This window comes from Pinibacter soli (genome assembly GCF_029961145.1).
Lineage (GTDB): Bacteria > Bacteroidota > Bacteroidia > Chitinophagales > Chitinophagaceae > Pinibacter > Pinibacter soli.
Genome location: NZ_JASBRG010000004.1, coordinates 58,360 through 72,580, shown reverse-complemented (window position 1 = coordinate 72,580; position 14,221 = coordinate 58,360). Strand labels below are relative to the sequence as shown.

Genomic DNA, 14,221 nt, shown 5'->3' with positions numbered 1-14,221 from the left:
CTTTAATTCACGCAGCAATTGATATTAATTATTCATTATTAATTATTAATTAAAAACATGCATTTACAAACGATTGACGTTGCCATTGTTATTGCGTACCTCATAACGATGGTAGTTATTGGGTGGGTGTTACGAAAAAAAGCAAGGCAGAATAAAGAAAGCTATTTACTTGGCGGAAAATCGCTTCCGTGGTATATGTTGGGTTTGAGTGACGCCAGCGATATGTTCGACATCAGCGGTACCATGTGGATGGTTGCTCTTTGCTTTATCTACGGCATGAAAAGCATCTGGATCCCCTGGCTGTGGCCGGTTTTCAACCAGGTGTTTATGATGATGTTCTTGAGTAAATGGCTGCGACGTTCAAACGCAGATACAGGCGCAGCATGGTTGAAAACACGTTTCGGTTCCGTTGGTAGCGGCATTCGTGGTTCGCATAATGTAGTCGTGACTTTTGCACTGTTGAGTTGTTTCGGTTTCCTTGCTTATGGTTTTATAGGATTAGGAAAGTTCATTGAAATATTTGTTCCCTGGCAGTATGTGAAAGCATACGTTCCGTTTGATGTGGCGCCACAATACGTGCCGCATTTTTATGGAATTGTGTTCACACTCTTTGCAATGTTCTACTCCATTCTTGGCGGTATGCACAGCATTGTATTGGGAGATGTGATCAAGTATATGATCATGACTGTCGCTTGTTTATCGATCGGTGTAATAGCAATGATCCATTTGCATAAAAATGGTACACAGCTGAGCATTCCACATGGATGGACAAGTCCGTTCTTTGGCTGGAACCTCGATCTGAAATGGGATAACATCGTGCCTGCAGCAAGTAAGAAAATAGCAGATGACAAGTTTGGTCTGTTTGGAATTTTCTTTATGATGATGTTGTTCAAAGGGGCATTTGCAAGTCTTGCGGGGCCGGCGCCAAACTATGATATGCAGAAAGTGTTGTCCACACGATCACCAAAAGAAGCCAGTAAGATGACAGGTTTTGTATCTATCATTTTATTGCCAATCAGGTACTCGATGATCATTGGTTTAACTGTACTGGCATTGTTGTATTACAATCAACTTGATCTTGCAGGTGCCGAGGGGACTGACTTTGAAAGAATACTGCCTGCAACCATTAATACATTTTTGCCTGTGGGTATAAAGGGTTTGGTGTTGACAGGATTGCTCGGTGCTTTTATGGGAACATTTTCAGGAACCTTGAATGCAGCTCAGGCTTACATCGTAAACGACATTTACATTAAGTACATCGATCCGCATGCGAAAACAAAAAAGATCATAACGGTTAACTATATCGTGGGCATTGTGGTGGTAACGATTGGTGTGGTGCTTGGTTTCTTTGCGAAAGATGTCAATAGCGTGTTGCAATGGATCGTTGGCGCACTCTATGGTGGCTACATTGCAGCAAACGTTTTTAAATGGTACTGGTGGCGATTCAATGCAAGTGGTTTCTTCTGGGGAATGATAAGTGGTATCGCCGCAGCATTGATATTTCCCCGCTTGTTTCCCGATACGCTGCCGCTGTACTACTGGCCTTTGTTGTTCCTGATATCCATCATCGGAAGCATTGCAGGAACATATGCTGCGCCGCCAACTGATGAAGTTGTTTTGAAAAGTTTTTATAAAACAGTAAGACCATGGGGCTTCTGGAAACCCATTCACGACAAGGTTGTAGCGGAAGATCCAACCTTTGAGCCAAACAAAAGATTCAAGCCGGACATGTTCAATGTTGTATTGGGAATCATTGCCCAGTGTTGCTTAACGATATTGCCAATGTACGTTGTGTTATGGTTGAAACTACCATTGATCATAACAGTGGTGGTGTTAGGAATTATAGTATTGATTTTGAAAAGAACTTGGTGGGATAGGCTGGAAAATTAATAATTAATAATTAAAAATTAATAGAGTGCGAGCGTGAGTTTTTACTTGCATACTCTTTTATACAAAAGCGAATGACCTCCTATTAATTGTTAATTATTAATTATTAATTCCTCCCGCATTTCCACCTAAAACAAAACAGAAAAAGTGAAGTATATGGAATTCGAAAAAAGGCTGGAAATGCTGCAAACAGCATACGACAGATTGATTCACAGAAGTAATGAAATCGTGGAAGAAAGCAATGGTGTATATCATCGCTACAGGTACCCGATATTAACGGCGGCACATACGCCGGTATTCTGGCGCTATGATTTGAATGAGCAAAGCAATCCTTATTTGATGGAGCGTTTTGGTATCAACGCAGTTTTGAATGCCGGTGCAGTCAAGCTTGATGACAAATATTACATCGTTGCGAGAGTAGAAGGGCTGGATCGCAAATCGTTTTTTGCTGTGGCAGAAAGCGACAATGGTATTGACAATTTTGTGTTTTGGGATTATCCGGTAGTGATACCGGAAACCGAAAATCCAGATACCAATATTTATGATATAAGGTTGATTCAACATGAAGATGGGTGGATCTATGGCTTGTTTTGCACAGAGCGCCGTGACCCTGCAGCAAAGCCCGGCGATCAGTCTGCCGCAATAGCACAGTGCGGTATCGTACGCACAAAGGATTTGAAGAAATGGGAAAGGTTGGCTGATTTAAAAACACGGTCTCCGCAACAACGAAACGTTGTGCTGCATCCTGAATTTGTGAATGGAAAATATGCTTTCTATACTCGCCCGCAAGATAGTTTTATCGAAGCTGGAAACGGCGGTGGCATTGGTTTTGGTTTAAGCGATAGCATTGAATATGCAGAAGTGAAGGAAGAGATTGTGATCGACAAGAAAGTGTATCATACCGTGTATGAAGCGAAAAATGGCCTTGGGCCCGCGCCGATTAAAACGAAATATGGTTGGTTGCATCTCGCACATGGCGTTCGCCATACTGCAGCAGGACTGCGCTACGTGCTGTATGTGTTCATGACAGATTTAAACGACATTACAAAAGTTTCACACAAACCGTCAGGATATTTCATTGCACCAGATGGTGAAGAAAGAGTAGGAGATGTGTCGAATGTAGTCTTTAGCAATGGTTGGATATTGGATGAGGATGGCCGTGTGTTGATTTACTATGCGTCTTCAGATACACGCATGCATGTGGCAGAATCATCGCTTGGTCAACTGCTCGATTATGTGATGAACACAGCACCGGATGGTCTGCGTTCTGCAACTTCTGTGAATACATTGATCGGTATTATTGAAAAAAACAAGGCTTTGGTAAAACGATTCGCCACTACGTAAACAATGAATCTTACGCAATACAAAAACGAGCTTGCCGTAGAGTTAAGTAACATTCTTCAATATTGGATCGATTATACAATAGATGAAGAGTATGGCGGTTTTTATGGAAAGATTGACAATGAAAATAACATTGACAATAAAGCACCGAAGGGTTCTGTGTTAAATGCCCGCATTCTATGGACATTCGCTGCTGCCTTTAATTTTACAAAAGAAAAAAAATACCTTGAAGTAGCAACGAGAGCGTTTGATTACATCACAAAATATTTTATAGACAAGGAGAATGGTGGTGTCTACTGGACGGTAGATTATTCAGGGCAACCGCTTGATACAAAAAAGCAGATCTATGCGTTGTCATTTGCGTTATATGCTGCAAGTGAATACTATCGTGCGTCTCATTTGCCGGAGGCGAAACAAATAGCAAATGACTTATACAACGCCATTGAAAAATACAGTTACGATCCTGGAAAAGGCGGCTATTTTGAAGCATTTACCCAAGACTGGAAACCCATTGTTGATCTGCGTTTGAGTGAGAAGGATGCAAATGAGAAGAAAACGATGAACACACATTTGCATGTGTTGGAAGCTTATACGAATTTGTATCAGATTGAACAGACGCCTGCTGTTAAACAGAGTATTCAGAACCTGTTAGCCGCTTTTGACAGGCACATTATTAATCAACAAACACATCACCTCGAACTATTTTTTGACGAAGACTGGAACTCAAAAAAACAAATCGTTTCATTCGGCCATGACATAGAAGCGGCCTGGTTGTTATTGGAGGCTGCAGAAGCGATTTATGATGAAGATTGGATCGGTAAAATGAAAACAAACGCCATCAAAATGGCCGATGCTGCTGCCGAAGGTTTAGATAAAGATGGTGGCTTGTGGTATGAAGTAGAGAACAATCATCTCATAAAAGAAAAACATTGGTGGCCGCAAGCGGAAGCCATGGTGGGATTTTTCAATGCAGCACAAGTAAGCGGCAATGAAAAATATTTGCAGCGTTCAATCGACAGCTGGCAGTTTACAAAGCAGTATATTTTGGACGCAAAAAATGGCGAATGGTTCTGGGGCGTAAAAGAAGATTACAGCATAATGCCAAATGAAGACAAGGCCGGTTTATGGAAATGCCCGTATCACAATGGCAGGGCTTGTATTGAACTGCTGAAACGTTTATGAAGGGTAAAATTTGCAGAATTAATAATTAATAATTAAGAAGGGTTACATTATTTATTGGATGTGGCCCTACTAATTTTTGAACTGGTCTATGACATTGCTTTTTTCAAGTATGTTATCTTTTAATTGTTCATTATTAATTATTAATTTCTTTTTTTCCTACTTTCTGTTAATTTTAAAAATCCTTAACAGGCCAACTAACATACGTATGAAAAAACTACTTGCCATTGCTGCATTGTTCATTCTTTGCGCATCTATGTCTGTAATACAAAAGAAAAAGAAAGTTATCTTCTTTGGAGACTCCATCACTCAACAAGGCGCGAAGAAGGGCGGCTATATCGATCTCATTCAAAATACGATCAACCAAAACAATCTGCAGGATCAATATGAATTGATCGGTGCGGGTGTTAGTGGTAATAAGGTTTACGATCTTTACCTGCGTTTGGATGATGATGTACTTGCGAAAAAGCCTGACGTTGTTTTCATCTATATTGGTGTGAATGATGTTTGGCACAAAGCCAGCTACGGCACCGGAACAGACCAGGACAAGTTCGAAAAATTTTATCAGGCACTCATCAGGAAAATTCAAGCCATAGGTGCAAGGGTAATCGTTTGTACCCCGGCGGTGATAGGCGAAAAGAAAAACGGAGAAAACAACCAGGACAGTGACCTTGATAAGTACAGTGCAAGCATTCGCAAAGTTGCCAACGAATTTAAAGTACCGGTTATTGACCTTCGCAGAGAATTTACTCAATTCGATAAAGACAATAATCCGCAAGACACTTCTAAAGGCATTTTAACAGTAGATGGCGTGCATTTGAATGACAAAGGGAATGCATTAGTGGCGGAAAAAATGTGGGAGGAGCTGAGTAAGTAATGAGTTTTGAGTTCTTAACTCCCAATTCCCCACTCTCCACTAACTCTCAATTTTCAACTTTCAATTCTTAGAACAACTATATGAAAAAATTGTCGCTCTCCGCGCTGGCGCTATTCACTGCAATTGCGGGCTTTTCAAATGTAACGTTACCGAAAGTATTTGGCAATCAAATGGTGCTCCAACGAAATCAGGCGATTCCTGTTTGGGGGTGGGCAGATAAGAATGAAAAAATCACCATTCAGTTCAACAAGCAGACAAAAACCGTTAAAGCCGGTAAAGACGGCAAATGGAAAATTGCTTTGGATGCTGAAGCGGCCGGTGGGCCTTACACGCTTGTAGTAAAAGGAAAGAACACCGTGACTTTTACGGATGTACTTGTGGGTGAGGTTTGGGTTTGTTCAGGTCAGTCGAACATGGAGTTTCATGTAAGTGGCACTAAGAATGCAGTAACGGAAATTTCATCGGCAAACTATCCACAGATCCGCCAGATAGAAGTAGTGAAAGATTTGTCTGGCGTGCCTTTGGAGGATATTAAACATCCGGCAGACTGGAGAACCGCAACATCGGACAATGTTAAAGACTTTACCGCGGTTGGATATTTTTTCGCAAGAGATCTTTACAATAAACTTCATGTACCAATCGGTTTGATCCACACTTCATGGGGAGGAACAGAAGTTGAAACCTGGACAAGTCGTGAAGCGTTTCAAAGTAGTGATGAGTTTAAAAGCATGATCGCAAACTATCCGCATATCAACACAGATTCAATCGGCCAATTGAGGAAAGTGCAATTGCAAAATAAAATTCAGGCATTGCAAGGTGCCATGCCGGATGCAACCACCGTTGCTGCATGGAAGACTGCTGATTACAACGATACCAAATGGCCGGCGATGAAAATTCCGGCTTTATGGGAAACACAACAATTGCCAGACTTTGACGGTATTGTTTGGTTCCGTAAAACAATTGACATTGCTGCTGAGGATGCAGGCAAACCGGGAGAGCTTGAACTTGGTATGATTGACGATGCAGACGCAACATATATAAACGGTACTGCAGTAGGGGGATTGAATGGTTATAATGTAAAACGTGTGTACAATATTCCTGCAGGTGTTTTGAAAGCGGGTAAAAATGTAATCGCTGTAAGAGTGCAGGACACCGGCGGCGGCGGCGGAATTTATGGTGACGCAGAGTTTGTAAAATTAACCGTTGGAAGTAAAGTGCTTTCTCTTGCCGGCGCATGGAAGTTCCAGATTGAAGGTTTGATCAACGGAAACCCAACAGCCGGGCCGAATGATTATCCAACATTGCTGTACAATGCAATGATAAATCCGATCATTCCATATGGCATCAAAGGCGCCATCTGGTACCAGGGAGAAAGTAACGCTGGCCGCGCATACCAATACAGAAAAGCGTTTCCTTTGATGATCAGCGACTGGAGACAGCGATGGAACGAAGGCAATTTCCCTTTCTACTTTGTGCAACTTGCAACTTTCAATTCTGCTAATGGCACCAGCAAAAACGGAAGCACCTGGGCAGAATTGCGTGAGGCGCAGGCAATGACGCTTGCTTTGCCTAACACCGGAATGTCCATCACAACTGATATTGGCGAGCCCGGAGATATTCATCCGAAAAATAAACAGGATGTAGGTAAACGTCTTGCTTCGATCGCTTTACATGATACCTACGGCATTGAAGGCGAATATGAAGGCCCGGTTTTTCAATCCGTTAAAATAGAGAATGGAAAAGCTGTGGTATCGTACGCACATATAGGCAGCGGTCTCTATGTAAAAGATAAATACGGCTATATAAAAGGCTTTGAAATTGCTGGCGCCGATCAGCAGTTCCACTATGCAAAAGCCATTGTACAGGGAGATAAAGTGATCGTTTGGCAGGATGGCCTCGACAATCCCGTGGCCGTTCGTTACAACTGGGCAGACGATGCGAGCGACGGAAATCTCTTCAATAAAGAAGGATTTCCTGCAGCGCCTTTCCGCACAGACGATTGGAAGGCAGTTACAGCCGGAGTGAAGTACAAGGAGTAACAATTAAGAGTTAGAAATTAAGAGTTAGAAATTAAGAATTAAGAGTTAAGAATGGGAGACGCTGTGATGGCGTCTCTTTTTCATTTTCGCCCAATGGTCAGCGTTTATAATGTTATAAACTGCCAATTCTTTAAATCATCTAATCCAAATTCTTAAAATATATTAAAAAATAATATTAAATGATTGACATTCAGACTCCTAATTCTTAATTCCTAATTCTTAATTCTTAATTGCTTTTGTTTATCTGCCGCACTTCCAATATTTTTGCCCGTCTTTTTAAATAAAATAAACAATGGCAAGAACAATTGCATATCGTGAAGCCCTTAGGGAAGCAATGAGCGAGGAGATGAGGAGAGATGAGCGTGTATATTTAATGGGAGAAGAAGTAGCTGAATACAATGGCGCATACAAAGTGAGCCAGGGTATGTTGGCTGAATTCGGTGCTAAAAGAGTAATCGATACACCTATTTCAGAATTGGGTTTTGCGGCGATCAGCGTAGGTTCTGCGCAAAACGGTTTGCGCCCGATCGTTGAGTTCATGACATGGAACTTTGGGGTTCTTGCATTGGATCAGATTTTAAATACAGCATCCAAAATGCTGGCGATGAGTGGTGGTCAAATCTCTTGTCCAATCGTTTTCCGCGGACCAAACGGTTCTGCCGGTCAGTTAGGTGCACAACACTCTACAGCTTTTGAAAGCTATTACGCAAATATTCCTGGTTTGAAAGTGGTTTCACCAAGCAATGGTTATGATGCCAAAGGTTTGTTGAAACAAGCCATCCGTTACGAAGAAGATCCGATCATGTTCATGGAAGCCGAAGTAATGTATGGTGATAAAAGTGAAGTTCCTGAAGAAGAATATTACATTCCATTGGGTAAAGCCGATGTGAAAAAACAAGGGCGCGATGTAACGATCGTTTCCTGGAGCAAAATGATGAAAATCGCTATGGGCGCGGCTGCTGAACTTGAAAAAGAAGGCATCAGTGCAGAAGTGATCGATTTGCGCACCATCCGTCCGCTTGACTGGATGACCGTTCTGGAAAGCGTTAAGAAAACAAACCGCCTTGTAATTGTAGAAGAACAATGGCCTATGTGCGGTGTTTCTTCTGAATTGGCTTACCGCATACAAAAAGAAGGTTTTGACTACCTTGATGCACCTGTTCGCCGTATCACTTGTGCAGATGCTCCTTTGCACTATGCGCCAAACCTTATTGACCTAGCATTACCAAGTGTACCACGTACTATTCAGCTTGTGAAAGACGTGATGTACATGAAAAAATAAGTTTGTTTTATACATGAGAGAGGCAAAAGCTCTGGGTAACACCAGGGCTTTGTTGCTTGTGGGGCGAGAACAATTTGAAAATTGAAAGTTGAAAGTTGAAAATTGAAAATTGAAAATGATCGTCCCTTACTGGCAAGTTGTTTCAAAAGCTTCAATGCAGGATTCAATTGCTTTAATAACTGTACTCATATCTTTTCTAACCTCCTCGTCGCGAAAGCGCAGGAAATGCAGGCCCATTGATTCTAAAATTTGTTGTCTGTGTTGGTCCATCACCCTTTGTTCTGGTGTAAAATGATAACCTCCGTCCACTTCAATAACCAGCTTCAGAGGCTTCCAGTAAAAGTCAACAATATAATTGCTCAAAGGCTTTTGCCTGTTGAACGTATAGCCTCTCACGCCTCCTGCCCGCAATTGCATCCAAAGAAGAACTTCACCGTATGTAGAATGATTGCGTAATTTTCTTGAAAATGCTTTGAGATTTATGTTATACGGTATGTAGAACATGATGCATCAATGATAAAGTCATAGTTGCGTCTTGTTACAAATTGGTTGCAGCGTGCGGGTGCGGTGAATCCCCCTTGTAAGATTTACTTATGCGGATTGATCGAGTTGCTCTTTGAAAAAGGGGGATGCCAGTCTCGCCGATTTTTAGAAATCTTGTAAGGGGGATTCACGCCTTTGCAAACGAATTCTTTGTCTTCGTACAATTAATTATTAACTTTTCGCTTTCCATTTTCAACTCCCTTACATTTGTTGAAACCTAAATTAAACAACGAATTGCTTTCTATGAGTACCATTAACAGGCAGGTTCTGACGCTGGATGAATTCACCATTCAGCAGTTACGCATGTTTCCTAAGGCTACGGGTGAGCTCAGTATGCTTTTGCGCGACATTGGTCGTGCCGCAAAAAGAATCAATGTAGAAGTAAACAAAGCAGGACTTGTAGACATTCTCGGTGAAGCCGGAAACACGAATGTGCAGGGCGAAAACGTAAAAAAACTAGATGTTTTTTCCAACAACCAAATGGTTGGCGTGTTACGTCACGGAATCAGTTGCGCGGGTATTGGTAGTGAAGAAATGGACGACGTTGTCGTGTTTGATGATCCGGTGAGCAACGACAGCAAATATGTTGTATTGTTTGACCCTTTGGATGGTAGTAGCAACATCGATGTAAATGTTTCTATCGGAACCATTTTTGGTGTTTACAGACGTGTTTCTCCTGTTGGACGACCTTGCACAAAAGAGGATTTTTTACAACCAGGTGTCAAGCAGGTGGCTGCAGGTTATATTATCTACGGATCGTCCACGATGCTTGTATATGCAACACGCAGAGGAGTAAACGGCTTTACCCTTGATCCGTCTATCGGCGAATTTTGCCTGAGTCATCCCAATATAAAAACGCCTGAGTTAGGAAAAATATATTCTGTCAATCACGGGAATTTTTTTGAATACGACGAGCGCATTCAAAACTATATTACCAATTGCCAGAAGAAAGACAAAACGAATGGCGGCCCTTATACACAACGCTACATTGGAAGTATGGTGAGCGATATGCATCGCAACCTTATTCTCGGCGGAATATTCATGTATCCATCTACAAAGTCTATGGCCACAGGCAAGCTAAGGCTGCAATATGAATGCAATCCGTTTGCGTTTATCATAGAAATGGCGGGAGGAAAAGCTACCGATGGTGTTAACAGAATTCTCGACATTCAACCCGAATTTTTGCACCAGCGTTCTCCATTCTTTGCAGGAAGCAAGGGGATGATGGAAGAGCTGGAGCAATACTAATACAGAACGTGTATTTTCAAGATTTTAAATTTGAGATTTGATATTTTAGGGTTTCGCTAGGTCTCAAATCTTAAATTTCAAATCTCAAATCTCAAATCTTGCGTAACTTGTGGTCTCAAAAGGCTGCACACAATGAAAACCATTATTTCGGTAAAGAATCTGCAAAAGAAGTACGGTGATTTTACAGCAGTAAAGGACATTAGTTTCGATGTGCATGAAGGTGAGATATTTGGTTTGCTCGGACCAAACGGCGCCGGAAAATCAACTACGCTTGAAATCATAGAAACCTTGCGTGACAAGACTTCCGGAGAAGTGATCGTAGATGGGTTCAATCTTGATCAGTCTCCCGATGCTATCAAAAAAATTATAGGCGTTCAGCTACAATCTTCAGGATATTATCCCGGTTTAAATCTTACCGAGCTTCTTCACTTGTTTGGCGGTTTGTATAACCGAACGGTAAATCCGCATGAACTATTGAAGCTGGTAAATCTTACTGACAAAGCGAAAGCGAAATACAAAGAACTGAGTGGCGGGCAAAAGCAACGTTTCTCCATCGCCACAACACTTATCAACCAACCACGAATTATTTTCCTCGACGAGCCAACAACAGGCCTGGATCCACAAGCAAGACGCAACTTGTGGGATCTGATCAGCGACATACGATCAAAAGGAACCACGGTGATCATTACAACACACTACATGGATGAAGCAGAATATTTGTGCGACAGAGTTGCCATTGTAGATGCGGGAAGAATTGTTGCAATTAACTCACCGCATCAATTGATCGATAACCTTGTTGCATCTGGCTTTGAACGAACAACCGAAGTGAAGAAAGCAAACCTTGAAGATGTGTTTATCAATCTTACGGGCAAAGAATGGAGGAAAGAGGAATGAAAATTGAAAGTTGAAAATTGAAAATGATGAGCTTTTCTTATAGAAAGACATTCATTCATTTTAACAGGAAATAAAATTTCAACTTTAAATTTTCAATGACGAAGAAAGAGATAAAAGCAGATGTAGGTTGTTTGTTAAAGAAAAGTGTTTGATGAACAACTATTTGGACATTTCTGTTCTAATTATAAGAGCATCATTGTAAACAACATTTTCAACTTTCAACTTTCAATTTTCAACTACCATGGATCTTCGTTACCCAATCGGCAAATTTGAGCCGCAACCATTTTCACAGGAGCAATTAAGGAAATGGGCAGATGAAATCAAGTATCTACCTGATCTTTTAGAGAACGCCATTCTTAATTTGGATGAGCCGCAATTGCAAACCCCGTATCGTGAAGGTGGTTGGACAATTCAACAGGTGGTGCATCACGTGCCGGACAGTCACATGAATGCATACATCCGTTTTAAACTAGCACTTACGGAAAATAATCCTACGATAAAACCTTACGATGAAGCAGCGTGGGCATTGCTGCCAGATGTTGAAAACATTCCAATCAACATTTCTATTACGCTGCTGCACGCTTTGCATAGTCGTTGGCACAACCTGATCATAAACATTAAAGATGAAGACTGGAACAGAACAGTTTTTCATCCCGAACATAACAAAGAAATTTCTCTCTGGAACCTTCTCGGCATGTACGCGTGGCACGGCAAACACCATGTAATGCATGTGGTAAGGTTGAGAGAGAGAATGAATTGGTAGGGAGATAATTAATAATTAAGAATTAATAAGCGATTATGACGATAGTGTCAGAGTCGTTAGTCTTGAAGGCATTTCTTAGTCACCCGATTATTTTATTTCCCACACAAAAAGATATAAATAGTAAACAATAGTTGAAGTCGAAGAATTATTAATTATTAATTACATCCCATGCATTGGAAAACATTATCATCGCAATACCTAAGTAAACATCATTACTTCACAGCGCGGAAAGACAGGTGCCAGCGCGAAGACGGAGTAATTGTTGATCCATACTTCGTAGTAGAGATGCCGCCATCTGCAACAGCGCTTGCGATTACAGAAGATGGCCATGCTGTGTTGGTGAAGCAATATCGTCATCCGATTGGCGAAGTGGTAATAGAAACGCCGGGCGGCTTCATTGATGAGGATGAAGACTTTGAGCAGGGTATGAGACGTGAGCTTCTCGAAGAAACGGGCTATGAATTTTCGCACATCGAACATCTTAGTAAAACAGCGGCCAATCCCGGTGTACTAAACAATTTCACACATTTGTTCCTCGCAACCGGAGGCAGAAAAGTGGGAGAGCAGCAACTCGATCACAATGAAGAGATTGATATCATGCTGGTAACGATCGACGAAGTAATAGATCTGTTAATGCGTGGACAGTTCAAACAATCCATGCACAGCAACTGCGTGTTTTATGCCTTATTGAAGATAGGAAAATTGACTTTTACGGACGGGGAAGAATAATGAATCATAGTGCGAATAGCATTCTGTCTGCATTGTTCAGCGTTCGCAAAGCTCAGTTCAATATTTGCCCTAACAGTGCGCATTCATCCGAAACCCTTTCTCCTAAAGGGTTTCATGGTTCAGTTTTGAGTGCCATTTGCGATTCGTCCAACAAATTAAAAAAATAGTGTTAGTTTTACTTTAATGGGTAATATTAACATAATTAAGCTGGCGGAAGAATTGAACTTATCCAAATCCACAGTTTCGAGAGCATTCAGAGGAGGAAGTGATATAAATCCGCAAACCCGCGAGAAAATTCTTGCGAGAGCGAAAGAGCTTAATTTTCTACCCAACCACCACGCCAGTAATCTCCGCAATCAAAAGAGCAAAACCATAGCTGTTATTGTTCCGGAGATAGCCAACAACTTCTTTTCAAAAGCAATTAACGGTATAGAAAAAATTGCCAAAGACAAGAGCTATCACGTTTTGATCTATCTCACGGATGATGATTTTCAAAAAGAAGTTTCCTTTGTTACCAGCCTTAGCAATGGGAGGGTAGACGGCATTATTATGTCGGTATCTGGTGAGGACCAGGATCACAGCTATTTGCAGGTTTTAAAACGAAAAAAGATACCGCTTGTTTTCTTTGACAGAACATACGAAGACATTGAAACAGCAAGAGTCACTACAAATGATTACCAAAGCAGCTTCGAAGCAACGGAACATCTCGTAAAGAGCGGATGTAAAAAGGTCGCTTATCTTGTTGTGAACAAAAATCTTTCTATCGGTAAAACACGCATGCAAGGATACATCGATGCGCTGAAAAAGAATAACATTCCTTTTGATGATCATCTCATCATCGACTGTAGCAATGAACTGGATAAAAACAAGATCATTCTTCGCAACGTATTTGAAACACTGAAACCGGATGGTGTATTTGCATCTGTTGAGCGTTTGGCCATCGCATCTTACTACGTTTGTCACGAAATGAATATTTCCATTCCGGATGAAGTAAAAGTAATTGGCTTTTCAAGTCTTGAAATATCTCCGCTGCTCAATCCTTCACTGTCTACAATCACGCAACCTGCGTATAAAATGGGAGAGCGGGCCGCTGAACTTTTGTTTGAAATTTTAGAAAAACACGAAGAAGAAAAAGAATTCATCACGAGGAACATTGTACTGGATTCTGAACTCATCCAGCGTCAATCTTCGTCACTCGAGCCGGTAGCAATCAGCTAATTTTTTTTAAGTCAATAACTTATGCGAACAGCAATATTGTTGATTCGCATTAACGATTGTTTGTTTGACTTTCGGGAACATTCCCGAAAAAGTGTGTTTGCAACAATTTGTAAATCATTTTATTATTAGTTATAAATAAAAATATACATATAAAATTTTCAAAAAATTTGTTTTTGGGAACGTTCCCGATTATTTTTGGCGAAGCTTTCACAATTGATTGC

General features: G+C 41.1%; 12 protein-coding genes. 11 read left to right on the top strand and 1 reads right to left on the bottom strand.

The genetic code is table 11. The features are described from left to right. Window positions 1-57: 57 nt before the first annotated feature. The 6 genes from QJ048_RS07185 (at window position 58) to QJ048_RS07160 (ending at window position 8,605) form a co-directional block, all read left to right on the top strand. Window positions 58-1,890, top strand: a complete 1,833-nt coding sequence (locus tag QJ048_RS07185; RefSeq protein ID WP_282333666.1) for a sodium:solute symporter family protein — start codon at window positions 58-60, stop codon at window positions 1,888-1,890. A gap of 153 nt (window positions 1,891-2,043) precedes the next feature. Then, window positions 2,044-3,231 (top strand): glycoside hydrolase family 130 protein, encoded by a 1,188-nt coding sequence (locus tag QJ048_RS07180; protein WP_282333665.1) that lies wholly within the window; start codon window positions 2,044-2,046, stop codon window positions 3,229-3,231. A gap of 3 nt (window positions 3,232-3,234) precedes the next feature. Continuing rightward, window positions 3,235-4,410: an AGE family epimerase/isomerase gene (locus QJ048_RS07175; protein ID WP_282333664.1), complete on the top strand. Its 1,176-nt coding sequence runs from the start codon at window positions 3,235-3,237 to the stop codon at window positions 4,408-4,410. 205 nt (window positions 4,411-4,615) lie between these two features. Beyond that, on the top strand, window positions 4,616-5,284 hold the full coding sequence (locus tag QJ048_RS07170) for an SGNH/GDSL hydrolase family protein (RefSeq protein ID WP_282333663.1): 669 nt from the start codon (window positions 4,616-4,618) through the stop codon (window positions 5,282-5,284). A gap of 80 nt (window positions 5,285-5,364) precedes the next feature. Then, complete coding sequence (locus QJ048_RS07165; protein WP_282333662.1) at window positions 5,365-7,323, top strand: sialate O-acetylesterase; 1,959 nt, start codon at window positions 5,365-5,367, stop codon at window positions 7,321-7,323. 292 nt (window positions 7,324-7,615) lie between these two features. Further along, window positions 7,616-8,605, top strand: coding sequence for a pyruvate dehydrogenase complex E1 component subunit beta (locus tag QJ048_RS07160; RefSeq protein ID WP_282333661.1), 990 nt, complete (start codon window positions 7,616-7,618; stop codon window positions 8,603-8,605). Between the two features lie 126 nt (window positions 8,606-8,731). Here the strand turns inward: QJ048_RS07160 and QJ048_RS07155 are convergent, their stop codons facing one another. Further along, the gene (locus QJ048_RS07155; protein ID WP_282333660.1) at window positions 8,732-9,109 is read right to left on the bottom strand and encodes an endonuclease domain-containing protein; all 378 of its coding nucleotides are present in this window, start codon (window positions 9,107-9,109) and stop codon (window positions 8,732-8,734) included. Between the two features lie 282 nt (window positions 9,110-9,391). On the opposite strand from QJ048_RS07155, the gene fbp reads away from it, so the two are divergent. The 5 genes from fbp to QJ048_RS07130 all read left to right on the top strand — a co-directional run bounded on the left by fbp (window position 9,392) and on the right by QJ048_RS07130 (window position 14,000). Then, complete coding sequence (gene fbp / locus QJ048_RS07150; RefSeq protein WP_282333659.1) at window positions 9,392-10,396, top strand: class 1 fructose-bisphosphatase; 1,005 nt, start codon at window positions 9,392-9,394, stop codon at window positions 10,394-10,396. A gap of 132 nt (window positions 10,397-10,528) precedes the next feature. Continuing rightward, a complete protein-coding gene (locus QJ048_RS07145) occupies window positions 10,529-11,290 on the top strand; it encodes an ABC transporter ATP-binding protein (protein WP_282333658.1) in 762 nt (253 codons plus the stop codon). A 241-nt stretch (window positions 11,291-11,531) separates the two neighbouring features. After that, window positions 11,532-12,053 (top strand): YfiT family bacillithiol transferase, encoded by a 522-nt coding sequence (locus tag QJ048_RS07140; protein ID WP_282333657.1) that lies wholly within the window; start codon window positions 11,532-11,534, stop codon window positions 12,051-12,053. Between the two features lie 168 nt (window positions 12,054-12,221). After that, window positions 12,222-12,782, top strand: a complete 561-nt coding sequence (locus QJ048_RS07135; RefSeq protein ID WP_282333656.1) for an NUDIX hydrolase — start codon at window positions 12,222-12,224, stop codon at window positions 12,780-12,782. Window positions 12,783-12,965: 183 nt separating this feature from the next. Then, the gene (locus QJ048_RS07130) at window positions 12,966-14,000 is read left to right on the top strand and encodes a LacI family DNA-binding transcriptional regulator (protein WP_282333655.1); all 1,035 of its coding nucleotides are present in this window, start codon (window positions 12,966-12,968) and stop codon (window positions 13,998-14,000) included. Window positions 14,001-14,221 lie beyond the last annotated feature (221 nt).

Bases quoted from the DNA above. Each gene is read 5' to 3' on its own strand.
- QJ048_RS07185 (WP_282333666.1), top strand. From the start codon at position 58: ATGCATTTACAAACGATTGACGTTGCCATTGTTATTGCGTACCTCATA.
- QJ048_RS07180 (WP_282333665.1), top strand. From the start codon at position 2,044: ATGGAATTCGAAAAAAGGCTGGAAATGCTGCAAACAGCATACGACAGA.
- QJ048_RS07175 (WP_282333664.1), top strand. From the start codon at position 3,235: ATGAATCTTACGCAATACAAAAACGAGCTTGCCGTAGAGTTAAGTAAC.
- QJ048_RS07170 (WP_282333663.1), top strand. From the start codon at position 4,616: ATGAAAAAACTACTTGCCATTGCTGCATTGTTCATTCTTTGCGCATCT.
- QJ048_RS07165 (WP_282333662.1), top strand. From the start codon at position 5,365: ATGAAAAAATTGTCGCTCTCCGCGCTGGCGCTATTCACTGCAATTGCG.
- QJ048_RS07160 (WP_282333661.1), top strand. From the start codon at position 7,616: ATGGCAAGAACAATTGCATATCGTGAAGCCCTTAGGGAAGCAATGAGC.
- QJ048_RS07155 (WP_282333660.1), bottom strand. From the start codon at position 9,109: ATGTTCTACATACCGTATAACATAAATCTCAAAGCATTTTCAAGAAAA.
- fbp (WP_282333659.1), top strand. From the start codon at position 9,392: ATGAGTACCATTAACAGGCAGGTTCTGACGCTGGATGAATTCACCATT.
- QJ048_RS07145 (WP_282333658.1), top strand. From the start codon at position 10,529: ATGAAAACCATTATTTCGGTAAAGAATCTGCAAAAGAAGTACGGTGAT.
- QJ048_RS07140 (WP_282333657.1), top strand. From the start codon at position 11,532: ATGGATCTTCGTTACCCAATCGGCAAATTTGAGCCGCAACCATTTTCA.
- QJ048_RS07135 (WP_282333656.1), top strand. From the start codon at position 12,222: ATGCATTGGAAAACATTATCATCGCAATACCTAAGTAAACATCATTAC.
- QJ048_RS07130 (WP_282333655.1), top strand. From the start codon at position 12,966: ATGGGTAATATTAACATAATTAAGCTGGCGGAAGAATTGAACTTATCC.